Origin of the sequence: Sphingobacterium bovistauri (genome assembly GCF_020295405.1) — a bacterium.
In the GTDB taxonomy this organism is placed as follows: Bacteria; Bacteroidota; Bacteroidia; order Sphingobacteriales; family Sphingobacteriaceae; genus Sphingobacterium; species Sphingobacterium bovistauri.
Map to the genome: position 1 here is coordinate 1 of NZ_JADEYP010000043.1, position 21,168 is coordinate 21,168.

20 protein-coding genes and 1 tRNA gene are annotated in these 21,168 nt (G+C 35.3%); 15 read left to right on the forward strand and 6 right to left on the reverse strand.

All coding sequences use genetic code 11. The features are described 5' to 3' along the window. Positions 1-33 precede the first annotated feature (33 nt). From IPZ78_RS16415 to prmC, 3 genes are all read right to left on the reverse strand, one after another. A complete protein-coding gene (locus tag IPZ78_RS16415) occupies positions 34-387 on the reverse strand; it encodes an ISAon1 family transposase N-terminal region protein (protein WP_225552055.1) in 354 nt (117 codons plus the stop codon). 261 nt (positions 388-648) lie between these two features. Then, positions 649-721 (reverse strand) — tRNA-Lys (locus tag IPZ78_RS16420). 217 nt (positions 722-938) lie between these two features. Further along, positions 939-1,799, reverse strand: a complete 861-nt coding sequence (gene prmC / locus IPZ78_RS16425; protein ID WP_225555072.1) for a peptide chain release factor N(5)-glutamine methyltransferase — start codon at positions 1,797-1,799, stop codon at positions 939-941. 65 nt (positions 1,800-1,864) lie between these two features. On the opposite strand from prmC, the gene ribD reads away from it, so the two are divergent. Next, a complete protein-coding gene (ribD, locus tag IPZ78_RS16430) occupies positions 1,865-2,920 on the forward strand; it encodes a bifunctional diaminohydroxyphosphoribosylaminopyrimidine deaminase/5-amino-6-(5-phosphoribosylamino)uracil reductase RibD (protein ID WP_225555073.1) in 1,056 nt (351 codons plus the stop codon). Between the two features lie 21 nt (positions 2,921-2,941). Continuing rightward, positions 2,942-4,228, forward strand: coding sequence for a DUF2851 family protein (locus IPZ78_RS16435; RefSeq protein ID WP_225555074.1), 1,287 nt, complete (start codon positions 2,942-2,944; stop codon positions 4,226-4,228). On the opposite strand, the gene IPZ78_RS16440 is transcribed toward IPZ78_RS16435, so the two are convergent. Further along, positions 4,225-4,878 (reverse strand): ankyrin repeat domain-containing protein, encoded by a 654-nt coding sequence (locus IPZ78_RS16440; protein ID WP_225555075.1) that lies wholly within the window; start codon positions 4,876-4,878, stop codon positions 4,225-4,227. The two genes, IPZ78_RS16435 and IPZ78_RS16440, sit on opposite strands and share 4 nt — an antisense overlap. A gap of 348 nt (positions 4,879-5,226) precedes the next feature. Between IPZ78_RS16440 and IPZ78_RS16445 the strand changes: the two genes are divergently transcribed. The 9 genes from IPZ78_RS16445 (at position 5,227) to IPZ78_RS16485 (ending at position 11,839) form a co-directional block, all read left to right on the forward strand. After that, entirely contained in the window at positions 5,227-5,799 is a 573-nt protein-coding gene (locus tag IPZ78_RS16445; RefSeq protein ID WP_225555076.1) for a UbiX family flavin prenyltransferase, read from the forward strand. Between the two features lie 193 nt (positions 5,800-5,992). After that, positions 5,993-7,258: a dihydroorotase gene (locus IPZ78_RS16450; protein WP_225555077.1), complete on the forward strand. Its 1,266-nt coding sequence runs from the start codon at positions 5,993-5,995 to the stop codon at positions 7,256-7,258. Between the two features lie 2 nt (positions 7,259-7,260). Continuing rightward, entirely contained in the window at positions 7,261-7,929 is a 669-nt protein-coding gene (locus IPZ78_RS16455; RefSeq protein WP_225555078.1) for a hypothetical protein, read from the forward strand. Positions 7,930-7,932: 3 nt separating this feature from the next. Then, complete coding sequence (locus IPZ78_RS16460) at positions 7,933-8,541, forward strand: DUF4199 domain-containing protein (protein ID WP_225555079.1); 609 nt, start codon at positions 7,933-7,935, stop codon at positions 8,539-8,541. A gap of 24 nt (positions 8,542-8,565) precedes the next feature. Further along, a complete protein-coding gene (locus tag IPZ78_RS16465; protein WP_225555080.1) occupies positions 8,566-9,516 on the forward strand; it encodes a glycosyltransferase family 2 protein in 951 nt (316 codons plus the stop codon). Between the two features lie 4 nt (positions 9,517-9,520). Continuing rightward, on the forward strand, positions 9,521-10,528 hold the full coding sequence (locus tag IPZ78_RS16470; RefSeq protein ID WP_225555081.1) for a glycosyltransferase: 1,008 nt from the start codon (positions 9,521-9,523) through the stop codon (positions 10,526-10,528). A gap of 23 nt (positions 10,529-10,551) precedes the next feature. Further along, entirely contained in the window at positions 10,552-10,821 is a 270-nt protein-coding gene (locus tag IPZ78_RS16475) for a hypothetical protein (protein ID WP_225555082.1), read from the forward strand. Between the two features lies 1 nt (position 10,822). Beyond that, entirely contained in the window at positions 10,823-11,593 is a 771-nt protein-coding gene (locus tag IPZ78_RS16480) for an MBL fold metallo-hydrolase (protein ID WP_225555083.1), read from the forward strand. Positions 11,594-11,686: 93 nt separating this feature from the next. Then, positions 11,687-11,839: a lmo0937 family membrane protein gene (locus IPZ78_RS16485; RefSeq protein WP_225555084.1), complete on the forward strand. Its 153-nt coding sequence runs from the start codon at positions 11,687-11,689 to the stop codon at positions 11,837-11,839. Positions 11,840-11,850: 11 nt separating this feature from the next. Here the strand turns inward: IPZ78_RS16485 and ispD are convergent, their stop codons facing one another. Together ispD and queA are read right to left on the reverse strand one after the other, a co-directional pair. Beyond that, positions 11,851-12,543 carry a 2-C-methyl-D-erythritol 4-phosphate cytidylyltransferase gene (ispD, locus tag IPZ78_RS16490; protein ID WP_225555085.1) on the reverse strand — a complete coding sequence of 231 codons (693 nt, stop codon included), beginning with the start codon at positions 12,541-12,543 and terminating at the stop codon, positions 11,851-11,853. Positions 12,544-12,615: 72 nt separating this feature from the next. Beyond that, the gene (gene queA / locus IPZ78_RS16495; protein ID WP_225555086.1) at positions 12,616-13,665 is read right to left on the reverse strand and encodes a tRNA preQ1(34) S-adenosylmethionine ribosyltransferase-isomerase QueA; all 1,050 of its coding nucleotides are present in this window, start codon (positions 13,663-13,665) and stop codon (positions 12,616-12,618) included. Positions 13,666-13,914: 249 nt separating this feature from the next. Between queA and IPZ78_RS16500 the strand changes: the two genes are divergently transcribed. Genes IPZ78_RS16500 through IPZ78_RS16515 form a run of 4 tightly spaced genes read left to right on the forward strand, consistent with a single transcriptional unit; the run spans position 13,915 to position 21,001 of the window. Beyond that, positions 13,915-16,365: a glycoside hydrolase family 31 protein gene (locus IPZ78_RS16500; RefSeq protein ID WP_225555087.1), complete on the forward strand. Its 2,451-nt coding sequence runs from the start codon at positions 13,915-13,917 to the stop codon at positions 16,363-16,365. Between the two features lie 6 nt (positions 16,366-16,371). Next, positions 16,372-18,282 (forward strand): 1,4-alpha-glucan branching protein GlgB, encoded by a 1,911-nt coding sequence (glgB, locus tag IPZ78_RS16505; protein ID WP_225555088.1) that lies wholly within the window; start codon positions 16,372-16,374, stop codon positions 18,280-18,282. A gap of 2 nt (positions 18,283-18,284) precedes the next feature. After that, the gene (locus IPZ78_RS16510) at positions 18,285-19,727 is read left to right on the forward strand and encodes a glycogen synthase (RefSeq protein WP_225555089.1); all 1,443 of its coding nucleotides are present in this window, start codon (positions 18,285-18,287) and stop codon (positions 19,725-19,727) included. 2 nt (positions 19,728-19,729) lie between these two features. Further along, positions 19,730-21,001 (forward strand): glucose-1-phosphate adenylyltransferase, encoded by a 1,272-nt coding sequence (locus tag IPZ78_RS16515; protein WP_225555090.1) that lies wholly within the window; start codon positions 19,730-19,732, stop codon positions 20,999-21,001. Positions 21,002-21,168: the final 167 nt, after the last annotated feature.

Here is a 21,168-nt window from a genome sequence, read left to right on the forward strand (position 1 = left end):
AACAGACCTACCAATTGAGCGCTTACAGGATGATTATCCAAATATCTTCTTTAAAAAAAGCCCGAATTCCGTTGTCATTCGAGTACCCTCACGCACCAGGTTCCAATCTCTTGTGACGATCTCTCCGCTATCCAGTACCGTCCAGCGACGACGGCGGATATGTAGCGTAACTTTCTGACCTCGAATGGGAAAGTCTGAAATTTCAGTGGAAGGCATAAACCCCTTTGACTCCAACTTGCTGTTCTCATAACTTGTCGGAGCAATATTAAGCTCATCTAAATAAATATGGAGTTGATTGTCAACTTGATCGACTTCTAAAATCTGAAAATATTCCAAAAGCCCTTCGGGCATCAATAAGGATAGTAATTTACGTTCGGCTTCTTGCAAGGGATATCTGTATTAAGGATACTAAATTAAGAAATTTTTAACACTCCCCCCAAGGATTCAGCTTGATCCGATATCTGTATTAAGGATACTAAACTAAGAAATTTTTAACACTCCCCCCATGAATTCAGATTGATCCGAAATTTTTAACACTCCCCCCAAGAATTCAGATTGATCCGATTTTTAGAAAGACAAACCGTTCATTGCTATTTTGAATCTAAAAGTTACAAAAAAAGCCTCACTGAGAAGTGAAGCTTTTTTTTGTGATCCCGCTGGGATTCGAACCCAGGACCCATACATTAAAAGTGTATTGCTCTACCAGCTGAGCTACGGAATCCTCCGTTTTTGAAGTTTCCTTCGTTGTTTGGAGTGATGCAAAGGTAGAGTTTTTACTTTAAACTGCAAATATTTCCTTTATAAAAAACCTGTGTTTTTCGTAAATTACTCATGCAAAGAGAATTATTTTTTAAATAATTTGATATTGAAGATACTTGAGCTTATTTGATCTCTTTTTCTGTCTATTTTTCTCAATGGGTTGATGCTTTAGTGTCTGATTATTTCCTTTTAGCGCGAATCATGCGATCTACACCATTTATATCCTTGAATATTTCAACAGTACGAAATCCTTTTTTACGAATTAACTCGGCTGTTTGCAAACTAAGGTATTGATTGATTTCAAAATATAAGGTTCCGTGTTCACTCAAATGCTGATTAGCAAAGTCTGCTATGTAATCATAAAAAATTAAGGGTGCAGACTCCTCTACAAAAAGTGCGGTATGAGGCTCATGATGGAGGACATTTGCATGCATTTCTGTCATTTCCTTTGGTGTAATGTAGGGTGGGTTGCTGACTATAATATCAAAATTCTGTGGCTCAGAAAAAATAAATTCCCATTCCAAAATATCTGCCAATATAAATTGAATATGCTGGTTTAATGAATTCGCATTTCGTTTGGCAACTTCTAAAGCTTCTTTCGAAATGTCGACAGCCCAAACCTCACTTTGATTTAAGTGCTTCTTCAATGTAATTGGAATGCAGCCTGAGCCAGTACCAACATCTATGACTTTTAATTCCTTTTTATTCTTGTAGTCATTGATTATTAGATGTACTAATTCCTCTGTTTCAGGCCTTGGTATTAGTGTATGGACATTAACTTCAAATTTTTCTCCATAAAAATCAGCCTTACCCAATATGTGCTGTAATGGTCTTCCACTACTTAATTCTTGAAGAATAGAAGTTAGTTGTTCTGAATAGTTGTCCACTGAATTTGTCTTTTCTACAATATATTTTGCAGCATTTATTCCAGCAATCTCTTCCAATACTATTAAAAAAAGTGCCTTGATTTCGTCTGCGGGGTAGAGCGATGTAAGATGCTGCTGATAAAGATTTTCGATATCCTTCCACGTTGTAACCATAGTACAAACTTACAATAATCTGTTTCGTTTTTCTTTTAAATATGACAAAATGCTAAGTTTGTATTATGCAAATAGAGGAACAGTATATAAAGCGTTGTTTGGATTTGGCGTTGTTGGGAGCAGGGACCGTAAGTCCTAACCCTATGGTCGGGGCTGTCATTGTGTATAAGGATGAAATAATAGGAGAGGGATATACCTCACCGTACGGAGGGGCACATGCAGAGGTGAATGCGATCAATAATGCTATAGCATTCTATGGTGAATCAGAGGCTAAAATTCTTTTTAAACAATCTACTGTTTATGTTTCTTTAGAACCCTGCGCGCATCATGGCAAGACTCCTCCCTGCGCTGATATGCTAGTTGCATACCAATTTAAGAAGGTGGTAATTGGCTGTTTGGACCCTTTTGCAAAGGTAAATGGTTTGGGCGTACAAAGGTTGAAAGATGCAGGTATTGAGATTGTCTTAGGTGTGTTAGAAAAAGAATGTCAGTTTATAAATAGACGCTTTTTCACAAGAATAAGTCAATTTCGTCCCTATGTGATATTGAAATGGGCGGAAACTAAAGATGGCTTTTTCGCACGGTTGGATAATGTACAAAAATGGATTTCAAATGAGGCTAGTAAGCAATTGGTGCATCAATGGCGCTCGGAAGAAGATGCAATTCTTGTCGGTACACGAACCGCTTTGGTTGATAATCCTGCCTTGACGAATAGACTTTGGTCAGGAAAGTCACCAAAAAGAGTATTGATTGATAAAAATTTAGAAGTTTCTACAAATTCCAATTTGTTTCTTGCGAAGGATTCTGATTTAATTATTTTCAATGCTTTAAAAACGGATTGGAATAAGCATTTGAAATACATTCAATTGGAAAATTTTGACTTATATCTACCGCAAAATATATTGTACCAATTGTACCTTATGGATGTTCAGTCTATTATTATCGAGGGAGGCGCAAAGACAATAAAACAATTTGTTGAAGCTGGTCTTTGGGATGAAGCTAGGGTATTTGTTGGTAATGAAAACTGGAGTGAAGGTATTCAGTCACCAAAATTGCCTGTTCGCGAAATTAAGTCTACCCTAGTTGGGGATAATGAATTGAAAACTTTCTTTAAAGATTAGTTTTATTTCGTAAATTGTAAAATGAAGTGGCCGGAAAAATTGCTTCATTTTATATGGCGCTATAAATTAATTAATCAAAATGACCTAATTACAACGCAAGGGGAGCCGTTGCGGATACTAAATTTTGGTCAATACAACATGCATGCTGGGGCTGATTTTGAATTATCCAAAATTCAAATTAATAATGAAATATGGGTGGGTAATATTGAACTACATAAGAGTTCTACTCACTGGAAAGATCACCAACATCATTTAGATCCTCGTTACAATTCTACGATTTTACATGTTGTATGGGAAAATTTTGAAGGTATAAAGATCAAAAGATCTGACGGAACAGAGATCCCTACTCTAGTTCTGAAAAATTTTGTGGATGAGTCATTGTTATTGAAATATGAGCAGTTGATGCAAAATGAACAATGGATAGCTTGTGAAAGTCACTTGCCAAGAATTTCAGGCATTACAGTTAATAATTGGCTGGATCGATTAGTAGTCGAACGACTTGAATCGAAATATGAAATGATAAAAAAATGGGCTACAATAGTTAAATATAGTTGGGAACATATTCAATTTATAGCGTTAGGACGCGCCTTTGGGATGAAGGTTAATGCGGACGCATATGAAAGTCTGTTTCTTTATACGAACCCAAACCTTATTTACAAATTCGCTAGTGAACCATCTAAGCTTGAAGCGATGCTTTTTGGCTCTGCAGGATTTTTGAATACGACCAAAACCGACGAGGATTATTGGGAGTCACTTAAGAAAGAATATTTATACTTACAGTGTTTATATGAATTACGAGAGATGTCACCCCTAGAATGGAAGTTTCTACGCATGCGCCCTCATAATTTTCCTACTTTTAGATTAGCGCAACTATGTGCTCTTTTCCATAAGCGAGTTCATTGGTTTGAATTTATTCAGAATAGTACTTTTGAGGAGACGATCCTAGAATTTAGTAACATTCAGGTGTCTGAATATTGGAGTAATCATTTTCATTTTAATAAATTATCCAAAACGCATTCAACTGCATTGACTCAAGCATTTATTCACCATGTAATTTTAAATGCATTTGTGCCAATTCTTTTTGCATACGGTAAGTATGTCGGAAACGAAGAATTGCAACAAAAAGCTTTGTATTGGTTACAATTATTACCTGTTGAAAAGAATTCTATTGTGAATGCTTATGAAGCGCGAATGATCGAAGCTAGTAATGCTAGTGAATCCCAAGCATTATTGCACTTATTTAAACACTATTGCACGCCTAAGAGATGTTTAGACTGCGCAATAGGATATGCGATTTTGAAACGTTAGTTAAGTTTTAAAATTTCAGCGATTTCTCTGAAGCCTTTTTTTGACGCTAAATCTGCTGACGATTCTCTAATATCATTTAGTGCTGTGATGTCAGCTCCCTGTTCCAGCAAAATAATAATCATTTCGATATTACCATGTTGCGCTGCAAAATGTAAAGGCGTATTTCCTCCGTGTTGCTTTACATTTACTTCAGCCCCAGCTTCAATTAACATTTTGCTAATGTTGCTATTATTATTACTTAGGGCAGTGTGAAGCGGATAGATTTGTTGACCATTTTGCGATGGAATATTAGGGTTTGCTTTGTGCAATAGTAACAAACGTACGATATCTTCTTGGTTGAAGTGTGTAGCAATACCTAGAGCAGTGATATTTTGTGTAGAGAATTCCTCCACAATATCTTTTTTATGTTCGATCATCATTTGGACATGTTGTAATAGTCCAGCAGCACATGCTTCATGAATGGTGATACTTGTTGTGAATTTAAGTATAATTTGTACAAGTTGTGGTTTTTGGCAGTAGCAAGCTAATAGTAATGGTGATATGTTTTGTCTTGTTTTTTCTTTCAGTTGTGACGAATCATTTGACAGAAAATGTTCTAAGTCTATATGATTACCAGTTTCAATATATTGCTCTAAGATTGTAATGCTCATAAGGATATCATTGTCTGCATCTAATTAAACAAAAAATATGCATAATATTAGTAAATGTTAATCATTTTAAAAAATTGGTTAAATAAATTTCATGATAAAAATTTGGATATACTTTTTTGTCTCATATTTAGGTTATACGATTTAGCACTGTTTTTTTGAGGTATGTGAATTTTTTGTAGAACTACATCTACAATTTTTTTATAAGTTCGGTATGATTAATAGATTTCCCTTGTAGTTAAGATAAGCTTTGTTACTTTTGTAATGCCCTCCCCAAGGGCATGTTTTTCATAGGTAGATGTAGGGGTCGAATATTTCTTATTCGACCCTTTTTTATTTAGCTTTGTTTTCATGAGTAAAAGGAAGATAGTTGTAGCAATTACGGGAGCTTCAGGTTCTATATATGCCAAAGTACTTTTGGATAAATTGACAGTGCTTGGAAAGACCCAGATATTTAATGTAGGTGTTATAATGTCTGATAATGCTAGGGATGTTTGGAAATATGAGTTGGGAGATGAGTCATATAATAATTATGATTTTCAATTTTATTCCAAAAATGATTTTATGGCACCATTTGCGTCTGGATCAGCACAGTATGATAGTATGATTGTTTGTCCTTGTTCAATGGGTACGTTGGCACGGATTGCTACAGGTACATCATCTGATTTGACAACACGTGCTGCTGATGTGATACTTAAGGAAAGGAGAAGGCTAATTTTGGTGACCAGAGAGACTCCGCTGAATTTGATTCATATCAATAATATGGCTACTGTGACGCAGGCTGGAGGAATTATATGTCCTGCATCACCCTCATTCTATAGTTTACCATCGTCCTTAGAAGATGTTGCCAGTACTGTAGTGGATAGAGTTCTTTCTTTGGTTGATTTGAAAATTGATACCTATCGTTGGGGAGAGCAAGAATAATACATCTGCGTAAAAATCCTTTCTTTACTAAAAGCATTTTTGTGTACATTTGTCTTTTGATGATAAAACACAAAAATATAGTTCTAGTACGGTGTAACCTATGTGCACGTATAATGGGATTTGTATTTATAAAATTGTGTTTTCCCCAACTATTTATATTTAAAACCCCAATTTTTTTCAAGAATTAATATCCATGAGTACATTTCTAATTACTTCTGCCAAATTGATTTCGCCAGGTCATAATTTTGATGGTAAACAAGTCGATATTTTAATAAAAGATGGAGTAATTGCTGATATAGGAGCAAAAATAACAGCGAATAAGGATGTGGAGACAATTGATGCTAGTGGCGCTGCTGTTAGTGCTGGTTTTTTTGATTTGAACGTTAATATTGGTGAGCCAGGTTACGAAACGAAAGAAGACATTGCTACAGGTACTGCTGCTGCCAAAGCGAGTGGTTATACGGCTATAGCTGTACAACCCAATACAAATCCGGCGATACAAAGTAGAACAGAGGTGTCTTTAGTGGTGAATGCCGCAAAGGGTAATCTAGTAGATGTATATCCAATCGGGTCAATATCCAAAAAACGTGAAGGAAATGAATTGGCTGAATTGTATGATATGAAGATCAATGGGGCTATAGCATTTTCGGATGGGAATAGAAGCGTGCAGCAAGCTGGATTAATGGGGAGAGCCTTGTTATACTCCAAAGGATTTAATGGGTTGATTATCTCTTTTGCACAAGATGAATCCATTTCCGGAGGAAATCAAATGAATGAAGGAGAGATGAGTACTTATTTGGGTATGAAAGGTATTCCAAATTTAGCTGAATCTCTGATGGTTTCACGTGATTTGTACTTAGCAGAATACAATGATGCACCAATCCATTTTTCTACAATCTCAACTGCGGATTCAGTTGAATTAATAAAAAAGGCTAAAGCCAAAGGCTTGAAAGTTACATGTGATGTTGCTGCACATAATTTGGTATTCACTGATGATGATATAGTAGGGTTTGATTCTAATTACAAAGTAAGCCCTCCATTGCGTACTAAAAAAGATGTCAAAGCTTTGTTGAAAGGGTTGAAAGAAGGTGTTATCGATGCAGTAGTATCGCAACACACACCTCATGAAATAGAATTCAAAAATGTAGAGTTTGAAATCGCTAAAAATGGTATTACGGGGCTTCAGACCGTGTTACCTTTGTTAGTGAAGGCTGGTTTGTCTGATGAACAAATTGTTGATAAATTAGCGGTTGGTTCACGTAAAGTTGTGGGTTTGAATGTGCCTGTTATAGAGAAGGGGGCAAAAGCAAACTTAGTGGTATTTGATAGTAAAGAAAAATGGACTTTTGATGAGAAATCTAACAAGTCTAAAGGCAAAAATAACCCATTATTTGGTCAAGAATTGGTGGGTAGAGTAAAGTTGGTTGTCAATAACAATCAATTGGTATTAAATAAATAATTATGGATAATAAAGTTAAAAATGCTTTAGAAGCTGGTATAGCTTCTTATGCATCTATTGAAAATATTGAAAGTGCTGAGTTTTTAGCAGCATTGAATGAAGCATTCGAGTTGGAATCCCCATTTATGGCTAAGGTCGCAGCTATGGATGTTGTATTTGATGATTACCAATCTTTTGAGGAATTACGAGAACTGTCATTTGATTTGTTAATGATTAATTTCTTTGCTGAAGACGTGCAAAAGTTGGAAGAAGATTACTTGGATTCACCAGAATGGGAACAAATCGAAGAAGATACTTTAGATCGTGGTACAGAATTGCTTAATGTTTTCTTGTACTTGAAGGAATGTGCTGACGACGAGATTGAAGCTGATTTAGACGATTATTTGAAAGAATTCTTATTAGTGGAAGAGGATGAGTTTCAAGATGAACACCGTATCTACGAAAAAGTAATTGCTAATCAAATTTTAGTTGAATCAGATTACTCAGAGATTGCTAAAGTCGGTAAAACAGTAGGTCCAATGGATGAATTGTATGAGTTGTTTAACCCTATGCTGTCGTTTTTTTACGAGCAAAATCCCACTTCAGCTCAATTCGAAGAATTCACAAGCAACGCCGCTAACAAAGCTTACGAAACAGCAGTTTATCATGTAATAGTAAACTTTAACAAGTAGAAAATGGAAGAGACTAAGTTTAATGACGCAGGATTTGACGCTTCTTATAATAAAAAGGAAAGTGTTAAATATGGTGTATTACTGGGGTTGATTTCTTTAGCTTTAGGCCTTGTTGTTCTTTTTATTAGTAAAAGTATTGAATCATTTTGGTTATTGACTTCAGTTTCATTTGGAGTGAATACTATTTTGTATATAATCATTGCTTTGGTGTTTGCTTATGCATTACGTAAGAAAAATGGTGGCTATTGGAATTTTTCGATAGCCTTGAAATCAACGTTTCTTATGTTACTGATATCTACTTTAATTGCAACTATTTCAACAACACTCTACGTACATTCTATTAATCCAGCCTTACAGGAAGAGGTATTGCGTAATACCATCAATATCACAATTGAACAATTGGAGAGTAGTGGCGCGCCAGACGATGTAATTGATACGCGTGTGGCTGCATTAGAAGAACAAATGAATACGTTAGGAGAAATTACTCTCAAAGACACTTTCAGAAGCATAATGATATCTATTGTGATGCAATTTGTATTTTCATTAATCCTTGCAGCGCTTACTCGAAATGAGAAGTTATCACAAGGTGGTCTACGTAAGAATTTTAATTAACCTTAGGATTAAGCACGATACAAAATGGATATATCTGTTGTAATACCATTGTATAATGAAGAGGAATCACTTCCAGAATTGACAGATTGGATACGTCGTGTCATGTTATCTAATAATTTTTCTTATGAAATTATTTTGGTGGATGACGGTAGTACGGATAAATCATGGAAAATAATTCAAGACTTGAAGAAATCAAATGAGCAGATTTCTGGTATTAAGTTTAGAAGAAATTATGGCAAATCAGCAGCTTTGAATGTTGGCTTTGCCGCTACACAAGGTGACGTTGTGATCACAATGGATGCAGACTTGCAGGATAGTCCTGATGAGATACCTGAACTATATGATCGTATCATGAATAAAGGTGCTGATTTAGTATCAGGCTGGAAGCAAAAGCGTTACGATCCGTTAACGAAGACTCTTCCTACTAAATTGTTTAATTCAGTAACGCGTAGCGTTTCTGGTATTGATAATTTACATGACTTTAATTGTGGATTGAAAGCGTACAGAAAAGATGTCGTAAAGAGCATCGAAGTATACGGTGAGATGCATCGTTACATACCGGTAATAGCTAAATGGGCAGGCTTTAAAAATATTCAAGAACAGGTAGTACAGCACTATCCGCGGAAATATGGAACGACTAAGTTTGGGCCAGGACGTTTTGTTAAAGGTTTTTTGGATTTGATGTCTATATTTTTTGTAGGCAAATTCGGGAAACGTCCAATGCACTTCTTCGGTCCAGTAGGTGTGGTCAGTTTTTTAATAGGCTTTTTCATTACTATCTATTTGATTTGTGAAAAGCTAATGAGTATTGCAAATGGCACAGTCTACCGCAATGTCACAGATCAGCCATTGTTCTATTTGTCATTGCTGGCTATTATGATTGGTACGCAATTGTTTTTAACTGGATTCATTGCTGAATTATTGTCACGTAATAGTTCGGAGCGTAATAAATACCATATTGAAAGTGTAATCTAAAAACATGTTTTTTTCAATAGTCATTCCATTATACAACAGACCTGATGAGATCAAAGAATTATTGCATTCGTTGACACAACAGACTTATACTTCATTTGAAGTTATTGTTGTAGAAGATGGCTCTAGTAAAACTGCTGATAAAATAGTTGAGTCATTTTCAGATAAAATTAATGTTATCTACTATAAGAAAGAAAATGAGGGACAGGGTTTTGCTCGAAATTTAGGTTTTAGTAAGGCTAAGGGCGATTTTTTTATAGTTTTCGATTCAGATATCTTAGTTCCTAAGATGTATTTAGAGGTCGTAAAATCTTCTATTGAGCAAAATGGATGGGACGCATTTGGTGGACCAGATGCTGCGCATGAATCATTTACGACGATCCAAAAAGCAATAAGCTATTCAATGACTAGCCCTTTTACTACTGGAGGTATTAGAGGTAATAAAAAGCATGTAGGACAGTTTCATCCGCGTAGTTTTAATATGGGAATATCCCGACAGGTGTGGGAGAATACAGGAGGTTATAAACTTTCAAGGCGTTCTGAAGATATAGAATTTAGTATTCGAATGATTAACTCTGGCTATAAAGTTGGATTGATTCCTGAAGCTTTTGTATATCACAAAAGAAGAACGAGCTTTTCTCAGTTTTATAAACAAACTAGAGCTTTTGGTAAAGGAAGAATAGATATATCAATGTTGTACCCTGCTGAACTTAAGTTAGTTCATTCTTTGCCAGCCATATTTACGTCCGGTGTTATTGTATTGATCGTATTAAATATTATCAATTTCACTATTTTTACCAATTTTCTACCGTTGCAAATATTGGTTAGTATCGGTAATGTGTTTTTGTTATTTTATACAGTGGTATTGTTTTTACACGCACTATTGACTACTAAAAGTCTTTTTGTTTCAGTCAATGCGGTAATTGCGGCGTATACACAATTGATAGCTTATGGAACTGGATTTATGACAAATTACATAGATCGTAAATGGTTGCAGAAGAACACCTCAATGTAAAACCTATTTAATAAACATATATCGTGATATCAATTACACAATATAATTTAGATAAAATAGAAAATCTATTGTTAGATTTGGGATACAAGGTTCGTTATGAAAAGGGAAATTTCAAAACTGGAGCCTGTGTAATTCAGAATACAAAGATGATTATTGTGAACAAATTTTCTAATTTAGAAATCAAGATTAATTCATTGGTTTTATTGCTACGTGAATTTGAAGTATCTAAAGATGATTTTGATGAAAAGCAATGGACATTTTATAAGTCATTAATTAAAAAGGAAGAGGCTTAGTTTGAAGATTCGATTTTTAGGAACTGGAACTTCTCAAGGTGTACCTGTTATAGCTTGCGATTGTGAAGTCTGTACTTCTACAGATGTGCACGATAACCGCCTACGATCTTCTATTCTAATCGAACTTGATAATGGTCGTAATATAGTTATTGACACAGGGCCAGATTTCCGATATCAAATGTTGCGTGAAGGCGTGATGAATTTGGATGCCATTTTAATCACTCATTCGCATAAGGACCACATTGCAGGACTGGACGATGTACGAGCCTTTAATTACAAGCAGCAGGAGTCCTTATCGATATATTCCAATGCTGAAACATTGGAAGCTCTTCAACGGGAGTTTTACTATGCTTTTTCTGCGATTAAATACCCCGGTGTGCCTCAACTAGAGTTGAAAGAAATACAGTCGTTAGATAGTTTTAATATCTTGGATACTGATGTTTTGCCAATTGAAGTGTTGCATTACAAAATGCCAGTTCTAGCCTTTAGAATTGGAAAATTTGCTTATATTACCGATGCTAAGACTGTGTCTGATAAATCTATTGAAGCGCTACACGGTGTTGAAATATTGGTTGTAAATGCACTTCAAGAGGATCCTCATATTTCGCATTTCACTTTGCAAGAAGCGTTAGATTTTATTAATCAAATAGCACCCAAAAAAGCATACTTAACTCATATTAGCCATAGGTTTGGAAGACATGAGTATATACAATCCATTTTGCCTGAAAATGTTTTTGTAGCACACGATAAGTTGTGTTTAGATTTAAAATAATTTGTTGTAAAATAAACCTTTCTTATTTCCAGTTGTTATTACCCTAAAATAAAATAGTTTATACACAAAAGTTTAATTATAAATTTTAGGATTATGGGAAATCTACTTTACACCATCGCAGTGATATTAGTAATCATATGGGCGATTAGTTTTTTCGGAGGCTTTGCTACAGGCGGAATAATTCATATTCTGTTAGTTATAGCAGTTATTGTCGTTTTACTACGTATTATACGAGGAAATGCTTAATCTGTAAGATGTTACGTATTATTTAAATACAATTTGGCTATTTCAAAGTCTTCAGGGTGAGTGAGTTTAATGTTTTTGTAGCTACTTTCAATAAGATGTATGGAATAGCCAATTTTTTCAACGACAGAAGCATCGTCGGTAAAGTTGGGTAATTCCATTTGTTGATAGGCTTCTAATAGAACTTGTGTTGGAAATGTTTGGGGAGTTTGTATTTGCCAAACAGTTTCTCTATCAATAGCGTCATTTTCACTTTGATTACCAATTCTTATTGAATTTGTACTCTTCAGTGCCAATACATTTGATTTTCCATCAAATGCCAATTCAAATGATTTTTTGATTAGATCTGAATTGATCAGTGGACGTGCAGCATCATGGATAGAGATGGTGCTATCTTCATCGAAAAATAAATCGGGAAAACGTGTTTCTAAATAGTTTATTGCATTTCTCACGCTTTGAAACCTTGTTTTACCTCCCAAGACTATTTCATGAGGTATGTTAAAATTGTGATCAATACAGAGTTCATTCCAATAATCTATCATGTCGACATGTATAGCCACAATTATTTTGTCTACGTGTTTTTCAAAAGCTTCTATAGTATGCATCAACACTGGTTTGTCATTTAATAACATGTATTGTTTGGGTAAATTGACATTTAGTCTAGAGCCTGTACCTCCTGCAGCAATGATAACAACGCGACTTAGCATAGTTGAAATTTGATAAAAAAAGCGTGATTGTTTATCAATCACGCTCAAAAATATTGAAATATTATTAGAATATTAAATAATCAACATTGCATCTCCGTAGCTATAGAATTTATATTTTTCTTTAACAGCTACTTCGTAAGCATTCATTACATTTTCATACCCAGCAAATGCTGCAATCATTACTAAAAGAGTAGATTCAGGTGTATGGAAATTTGTAATCATTGAGTTTGCGATACTAAAATCGTAAGGAGGGTAAATGAATTTACTTGTCCAATCGGTAGCAGCTTTGAGACGACGATCAGCAGATACAGCCGATTCAATAGCACGCATTGATGTTGTTCCTACAGCACATACCTTTCTCTTGTTATCTAACGCCTTATTTACTGTACGAGCTGCTTGATCAGAGATGATGAATTGCTCTGAATCCATTTTGTGTTTAGTTAGATCTTCTACTTCTACAGTACGGAAGGTACCTAAACCAACGTGAAGCGTAATTTCTGCAAAATCAACACCTTTTAATTCCAAACGTTTCATTAATTCACGTGAAAAGTGCAAACCTGCTGTTGGAGCAGCTACAGCACCTTCGTTTTTCGCATAGATCGTTTGGTAGCGGAATTTATCTTCTGGAGTAGCCTTACGTTTAATGTATTTAGGAAGAGGAGTCTCTCCTAAAATCTCAATATTACGACGAAACTCTTCATCAGTACCATCAAATAAGAAACGAATGGTACGACCTCTAGAAGTTGTGTTGTCAACAACCTCCGCGACTAATAAATCATCATCACCAAAATATAACTTGTTACCAACACGAATTTTACGAGCTGGATCTACCAATACGTCCCAAAGACGCAATTCTTTATTTAACTCACGTAATAAGAACACTTCGATTGTAGCACCTGTTTTCTCTTTATTACCGTACATACGAGCAGGGAAAACTTTAGTATCATTCAAAATCATAACGTCCTTATCATCAAAATAATCTAGTACGTCTTTGAAGATTTTATGCTCAATTTTACCAGTGTCTTTGTGAAGCACCATTAAGCGTGATTCGTCACGTTGTTCAGATGGCTCATTAGCTAAAAGAGATTCGGGTAAGTTGAATTTAAATTGTGATAATTTCATTTGTATCTATTTTATGTTTAACCGTTGACTTACAGGGTCAGCGAAAAGCATACAAAGTTACGTATTTAAAAGAATATTATCCTATGCATATGTAATTATGTGATGGTAATATGAGATTCAAACTATGTTAAAATATTGTGCGGTTGAAATTATTATAATAAAAAATAAAAATTAATTGAAAGATTATAAAAAATAATTGTAATTTAAAAAACATTAAGACATCCAACTAAACTTATTACAAATTTTATTATGAGTGACACTAAAAAGGAAGAAATCGCATCTAGTTTGATTTCGGAAGAAGTATTAGAAAATATTCAGCACGTTAATAATCCTGTACTTGATTTACCAATAATTGAAAAAACTTATTTACAATCTGTTAGAAGTTTTACCAAAGAAGGGAATAACTATATATTTTCTGATGGCAAAGCAAAAGTAGAAGTGAAAGTTGTTTCGGACGATATCATTCGTGTACGCTTAGCCCCGATAGGGGTCTTCTTAGATGACTTTTCTTATGCGGTGGTGGATCAAGCGCATGAGCCCCATTCGTATGATGTCAAAGAAGATGAAATTAATTATTACGTAAGTACGAATAATGTAGTCTGTACAATTAATAAACAGAATTTTTTAGTTTCATTTTCCGATACTAAAGGGAAATTAATGAATGGAGATTTTTCTCCAATGCATTGGGAGGAAAATGATGATTTTGGTGGTTATTATGTTTATGCTACTAAAAAGGCTTTTGATGACGAAGTTTTCTACGGCTGTGGTGATAAAGCATCTCATCTTAACTTGAGAGGTAGGAGAATTATCAATTGGAATTCGGATACGTATTCTTACGCTTTTAATCAAGAACCATTATATAAGACTATTCCTTTTTATCAAGGAGTGACTGGAGGTGATGCCTATGGTATTTTCTTTGATAATACGTTTAAGACCTATTTTGACTTTGGAGGCGAACATAAAGATCAAACAAGTTTTTGGTCAGAAGGAGGCGAGCTGCAATACTATTATATTCATGGTCCTCAGTTAATTGATGTTGTAAAACGCTATCATGAACTTACCGGTACACATTATTTACCTCCAATGTGGGCAATAGGCTATCATCAGTGTCGATGGAGTTATTATCCTGAGGCAAATGTACGTCATGTAGCTGATCAGTTTCGCAAGAGAGAAATACCTTGTGACGCGATTTACCTAGATATTGATTATATGGATGGATATCGCTGTTTCACCTGGAATAAGAAATATTTTCCCGATCCTAAGCAAATGATTTCTGATTTATCAGCTAATGGATTTAAAACAGTAGTAATGATCGACCCTGGTATTAAGGTAGATGAAAATTATTGGGTATTTAAAGAGGGGCAAGATAATAAGTATTTCTGTAGAAGGGGAGATGACTATTTTATGGAGGGTTTTGTATGGCCTGGACGTTGTCAATTCCCTGATTATACAAATCCAAAAGTACGTGAATGGTGGGGTGGCCTATACAAGGGTTTGGTAGAGGATGGTGTAGCAGGATTTTGGAATGACATGAATGAGCCAGCTATATTTGGTAAAGGGACATTTCCAGATGATGTAAGACATTATTATGAAGGGTATCGAGGTTCACACCGTAAGGCTCACAATATCTATGGAATGCAGATGGTGCGTGCTACATATGATGGATTGAAAAAGTTATATAAAAACAAACGACCATTTACGATTACGCGAGCAGCTTATTCAGGTACGCAACGCTACTCTTCTGTCTGGACTGGAGATAATATTGCTACTTGGGAACATCTGAGAATAGGTATATTACAATTACAGCGCTTGTCAATGTCTGGCTTATCATTTTGTGGGACTGATATTGGAGGGTTTACCGGCAATCCTGATGGAGAGCTATACACTCGTTGGATGCAATTTGGAGTATTCTCTCCATTCATGCGCGTTCACTCCGCGGGAGATACAGTAGATAGGGAGCCATGGAGTTTTGGTCCTGAATGGGAAGCTATTTGTAAAAAATTCATCGAATTAAGGTATAAATTATTACCTTATATCTATTCGATTTTCTGGCAACAACATAAATATGGATTACCTATTTTGAGACCTGTAGCTATGTTGGAACAAGATGTTTATAAAAACTTATTACGTGAAGAAGAGTTTGCATTTGGGGATAAAATTCTAGTGTCCCCAGTATTAAACCCGAGTCAAAAATCAAAAGTCGTGTATTTACCACAAGGCAATTGGTATTACTATTTCAATAATACAGTATACGCAGGTGGCAATGAAATTGAAATTAATACACCGTTGGATGAAATGCCAATCTTCATAAAGGCAGGTACTGTAATGGCCGAATATCCTGTCATGCAATATACTGGTGAGAAAAAAATTGAGTCTTTGAAGTTGTTATTATACTATGATGAAGGAGAAAACCACAGTTACGGTTATACTGATCATGGTGAAACATTTGCATACGAGCAAAATATATTTTTAGAGAAACACTTTATTCAAAATAGTACTGCAAATAGCGTAAAATTGCTGCAACAGCGTGACGGATTATTTACAGAGAAATATGATGACTACAAGATATATCCTGTAGGATTACCTTTTGAACCTAAAAATATAGTGATGGATGGAGTTAGTTTGTATTTACAGATTGATGAAAATGGTGAAAAGTATATTTTAGTTGATAATGATTTCAAGAAGTTAACCATTGAATAATAATTTATGAGCAAAGCAGTTGAGGTTTTTTCTTTATTCTCTGATTTTGATATTAGTCTGTTTAGGAGTGGAAAACATTTTCGTCTATACGAAAAGTTTGGTTCCCAGACTGTTTTTATAGATGGAAGGCAGGGAGTATACTTTGCTGTATGGGCTCCTAATGCAAAAAAAATATCTGTCATAGGAAATTTTAATGGATGGAATCCATATGTTCATGAATTGTATGTACGCTGGGATGATAGTGGAATTTGGGAAGGCGTAATCTTCAATATTGGTATAGGAGAGGTATATAAGTATAGAATCGAAACATATGCTGGAGATATTCTAGAAAAATCAGATCCTTTTGCCTTAAGTATGGAAGTACCCCCAAAGACAGCTTCCGTCGTGTCTACAACTTGGTATCAATGGCAGGATGATAAATGGATGCGTAATCGTCATGAACGTAATCGATTGGATCGCCCTATGTCTATATATGAGTTGCATTTGGGTTCTTGGATAAGAGATCCTAATAATCCCGACCGACTACTGACTTATCGTGAGATAGCTGAGAAATTGGTTCCTTATGTAAAGAGTTTGGGATTTACACATGTGGAATTCATGCCATTAGCTGAGCACCCATATTATCCTTCATGGGGTTATCAGATTACAGGTTATTTTGCGGCAACATCACGATATGGGACTCCACAAGAATTGATGTACTTGGTGGAACAATTACATAAAAATGAAATTGGTGTTATTTTGGATTGGGTACCATCACATTTTCCTGGAGATGCACATGGGCTTTATAGATTTGATGGATCAGCTCTATATGAACATGAGGATATGCGCAAAGGTTTTCATCCAGATTGGAAATCCTATATTTTCAATTATGGAAGGAACGAGGTACGGTCATTTCTGATTAGCAATGCATTGTTTTGGTTAGACCGATACCATATTGATGGACTTCGTGTAGATGCAGTAGCATCAATGCTATATTTAGATTATTCGAGAAATGAGGGTGAATGGATTCCAAATGAATTTGGAGGAAGAGAAAATTTGGAATCTGTACATTTCTTAAAAGAATTTAATGAGGCAGTCTATGCCAATTATCCAGATGTGCAGACGATAGCTGAAGAGTCTACATCTTGGCCAGGGGTTAGTAAGCCTACTTATGATGGAGGGTTAGGTTTCGGAATGAAATGGATGATGGGTTGGATGCATGATACATTGGGCTATTTTAAAGCTGACCCAATTCATCGCAAATACGAGCATGGTCAGCTTACTTTTGCTTTTATATATGCTTATGATGAACATTTCATGCTACCATTATCACACGATGAAGTGGTTTATGGTAAACAGTCACTGATTAACAAAATGCATGGTGATGAGTGGCAAAAATTTGCTAATCTGCGTGCTTTGTACTTGTTTATGTATACTTTTTCTGGTACAAAATTAATTTTTATGGGGGGAGAATTTGGGCAACTTTCCGAATGGAACGTCAATCAATCATTGGATTGGCACTTAATGGCTTTTCCACCTCATAAGGGACTTTTTCATTATATGAAGAATTTGAATACTGTATATCGTGATCAGCCAGCATTATACGAAAAGTCATTTAGTCCTGAGGGATTTGAATGGTTGGAATTGAACGACGCAGAAAACAGTGTATTAGCTTATATACGAAAGGGGCATGATAGAAATAATGATCTTGTGGTAATCATAAATTTGACTCCTGTTGTTAGGGATGGGTATCGTGTAGGAGTGCCAGAAGAAGGAAATTGGGAAATTATATTCAATTCAGATGAAATGGATTATTTTGGAACAGGTATGACGATTGGAAACATAAAATCAGAACCGATTCACTGGATGTACAAAAATAATTCTGTAAAACTGACATTACCTCCTCTAGGAGGTCTTATATTGAAGTTGACAAATTAAAAATGGAGACTAAATTAAATAACAAGATGAAAGTCATTCACGTGAGTGTAGAGTGTTATCCTGTAGCCAAAGTTGGTGGCTTAGCTGATGTAGTAGGGGCTCTTCCAAAATATCAACGCAAACTAGGAATAGATGCGTCTGTCGTTATGCCTTGGTACAATAAACCTTACGTACAATCTCATCAATTTGAAAAGATTGCCGAAGGTGGATTTTATCAAGGGTCACAATACTTGACTTATACTGTTTTTCTTCACGACGAGGCAAATCTTGGTTTTCCATTATATTTGATCAAAATTCCTGGACTTTTAGATCGACCAGAGGTCTATGAATACGAAGATGAGAGTGATCAATGGATAGCTTTTCAACATGCATTTTTACATTGGATAGTAAATAGTAATGTACGTCCAGATGTCATTAATTGTCATGATCATCATACTGGTTTGATTCCATTTTTTCTCAAATACGGAAATGACTTCAGAGAATTATCTACTATTAAAACATTATTCACAATTCACAATGGCAGATACCAAGGATGGATGAATTGGAATAAAGGAATATTATTACCTGCCTTTGATACGTGGAGGTGGGGATTGATGGACTGGTCTGGTGCCATCAATTCATTATCATCAGCTGTCCGATGTTGTGATGCTTATTCAACGGTATCTGAAGGTTATTTAGGAGAACTTACTGAAGAGGCGACTGGATTAGAAAATTTGTTTATAAGTGAGGCATATAAGGCTCATGGAATCGTGAATGGAATTGATACAGATCTTTGGGATCCAGCTATTGATCCTCTAATTAGTGCAAACTATAATAAGGTTAACGTAGTAAAAGGGAAGAAAGTAAATAAGGATATATTTTGTGATAAGAATGGTCTAGAAAAAAATGCCTTTCTGCTTACATATATAGGGAGGTTTGCTTATGAAAAGGGAGCGGATATCTTGTCCTTATTTATAGATGATTTCTATACAGCATCTGATCACAAGCTGAATATATTTATTCTAGGGTCTGGGGATGTCGAAATACAGCAAAAGATAGAGCGTGTATATGAAAAATATAAGCCTAAAGTAGCTGTTTTTTTTGGCTACAATGAAGCTTTAGCTCATGAGGCTTATGCTGCATCTGATTTTATATTGATGCCTTCAAGAGTAGAACCTTGTGGGTTAAATCAGCTATATGCACTTAAATATGGAACAATTCCAATTGTCCGAGCCATTGGGGGCTTGAAAGATACAGTAGTTGATATTGATCAAGACGGTGGTTATGGTTTTGTTTTTCAGGATTTTAATGAGGAAAGTGTCAGTCATACAATCATAAGAGCGCTTGATTATAGTTCGAAACAAGTAAATATGAATCGAATTAGAAAAAGGGCAATGTCTCTTGATTTTTCTTGGGACAAATCAGCGAAAAAATACATAGATTTATATAACCAGTTACTCAAATAATTATGTCACACAAAGTTGTATCCATAGTACTAGGTGGAGGTCGAGGGACTCGACTTTATCCTTTGACAGACCAACGATCAAAACCAGCTGTACCAATTGCAGGTAAATATAGATTAGTTGATATTCCAATTTCTAATTGTCTTAATTCAGGTTATAACAAGATATTTGTTTTGACGCAGTTCAATTCAGCGTCACTTAATAAGCATATTAAGAACACATATAATTTTAGCGTATTCAGCAAAGGGTTTATTGATATCCTAGCCGCAGAACAAACTAATGAAGGAGATAGATGGTTTGAGGGGACAGCTGATGCGGTTCGTCGTACACAGAAAAACCTAATAAATGTTGATTATGACTATGTGCTAATATTATCTGGGGATCAGTTATACCAGATGGATTATGCTGCAATGGTGGATTTTCACGTGAAAAATGGTGGTGAAATTACTATAGGGACGATACCTGTCACAGGAAAAGAAGCAACTGGCTTTGGGATATTGAAATCAAATGAAAACGATGAAATAACAGCTTTCATAGAAAAACCGTCAAAAGAACTGTTACCAGATTGGACTTCCGACGTGCCGGCTGATTTAAATCATCAAGGGCGTAATTATTTAGCTTCGATGGGTATTTATATCTTTTCAAAAGGAGTTTTATCAAGATTGTTAGCGGAGAATCCTGGTTTAGATTTTGGTAAAGAAATTATTCCTGAAGCTATTGAGAATTGTAAAGTGTTGAGTTATCAGTTTGATAGCTATTGGACTGATATTGGAACCATTGCCTCATTCTTCGAAGCAAATATAAGTTTAACGGATAATATCCCTGCTTTCAATTTATTCGGTGAGCCTGTATTTACGCGTCCTCGCATGCTACCTCCTTCAAAGGTATCTGGTACAACTTTGAATAATGCCATTTTAGCTGATGGTTGTATAATATTGAGTGATAAAGTCGAACAATCAGTAATTGGTATTCGCTCGCGTATCGGAAGAGGTACTGTGATCAAGAGGACATATATGATGGGGTCTGATTATTATGAGGACCTGAATCAGGTTGTTCAAATGACCAATACACAGCAGCCTCCACCAATTGGGGTAGGGGAACGTTGTTACATTGAAAATGCAATTTTGGATAAAAATTGTCGTATAGGTAATGATGTACGTGTGGTTGGAGGAGCACATCTAAAGGATGAAGACACAGAGCATTATACGGTATGCGATGGTATCGTTGTTATCAAAAAGAATGCTGTGATTCCGAATGGAACTGTAATCGGACACTAATCAATACGATATATTACATAATAACAAAAGGCTTCAATTTTGGACATGCCCCAAAAAGTTAGACACTTATTTGGGGCATTTTTATGAGAAAAAATCAGAAGTATAATTTCAATTTTAAGTTACGTTTAGTAACTATTCTTCAGCAGGGCAAAGATAGTATTGGAGGT

What these genes read in the sequence shown, in the direction of transcription:
- IPZ78_RS16460 (WP_225555079.1), top strand. Translation starts at nt 7,933, where the DNA reads ATGGAAGAGACTAAGTTTAATGACGCAGGATTTGACGCTTCTTATAAT.
- queA (WP_225555086.1), bottom strand. Translation starts at nt 13,665, where the DNA reads ATGAAATTATCACAATTTAAATTCAACTTACCCGAATCTCTTTTAGCT.
- IPZ78_RS16465 (WP_225555080.1), top strand. Translation starts at nt 8,566, where the DNA reads ATGGATATATCTGTTGTAATACCATTGTATAATGAAGAGGAATCACTT.
- IPZ78_RS16500 (WP_225555087.1), top strand. Translation starts at nt 13,915, where the DNA reads ATGAGTGACACTAAAAAGGAAGAAATCGCATCTAGTTTGATTTCGGAA.
- IPZ78_RS16435 (WP_225555074.1), top strand. Translation starts at nt 2,942, where the DNA reads ATGAAGTGGCCGGAAAAATTGCTTCATTTTATATGGCGCTATAAATTA.
- IPZ78_RS16470 (WP_225555081.1), top strand. Translation starts at nt 9,521, where the DNA reads ATGTTTTTTTCAATAGTCATTCCATTATACAACAGACCTGATGAGATC.
- IPZ78_RS16450 (WP_225555077.1), top strand. Translation starts at nt 5,993, where the DNA reads ATGAGTACATTTCTAATTACTTCTGCCAAATTGATTTCGCCAGGTCAT.
- ribD (WP_225555073.1), top strand. Translation starts at nt 1,865, where the DNA reads ATGCAAATAGAGGAACAGTATATAAAGCGTTGTTTGGATTTGGCGTTG.
- prmC (WP_225555072.1), bottom strand. Translation starts at nt 1,799, where the DNA reads ATGGTTACAACGTGGAAGGATATCGAAAATCTTTATCAGCAGCATCTT.
- IPZ78_RS16440 (WP_225555075.1), bottom strand. Translation starts at nt 4,878, where the DNA reads ATGAGCATTACAATCTTAGAGCAATATATTGAAACTGGTAATCATATA.
- IPZ78_RS16455 (WP_225555078.1), top strand. Translation starts at nt 7,261, where the DNA reads ATGGATAATAAAGTTAAAAATGCTTTAGAAGCTGGTATAGCTTCTTAT.
- IPZ78_RS16485 (WP_225555084.1), top strand. Translation starts at nt 11,687, where the DNA reads ATGGGAAATCTACTTTACACCATCGCAGTGATATTAGTAATCATATGG.
- ispD (WP_225555085.1), bottom strand. Translation starts at nt 12,543, where the DNA reads ATGCTAAGTCGCGTTGTTATCATTGCTGCAGGAGGTACAGGCTCTAGA.
- IPZ78_RS16445 (WP_225555076.1), top strand. Translation starts at nt 5,227, where the DNA reads ATGAGTAAAAGGAAGATAGTTGTAGCAATTACGGGAGCTTCAGGTTCT.
- IPZ78_RS16510 (WP_225555089.1), top strand. Translation starts at nt 18,285, where the DNA reads ATGGAGACTAAATTAAATAACAAGATGAAAGTCATTCACGTGAGTGTA.
- glgB (WP_225555088.1), top strand. Translation starts at nt 16,372, where the DNA reads ATGAGCAAAGCAGTTGAGGTTTTTTCTTTATTCTCTGATTTTGATATT.
- IPZ78_RS16515 (WP_225555090.1), top strand. Translation starts at nt 19,730, where the DNA reads ATGTCACACAAAGTTGTATCCATAGTACTAGGTGGAGGTCGAGGGACT.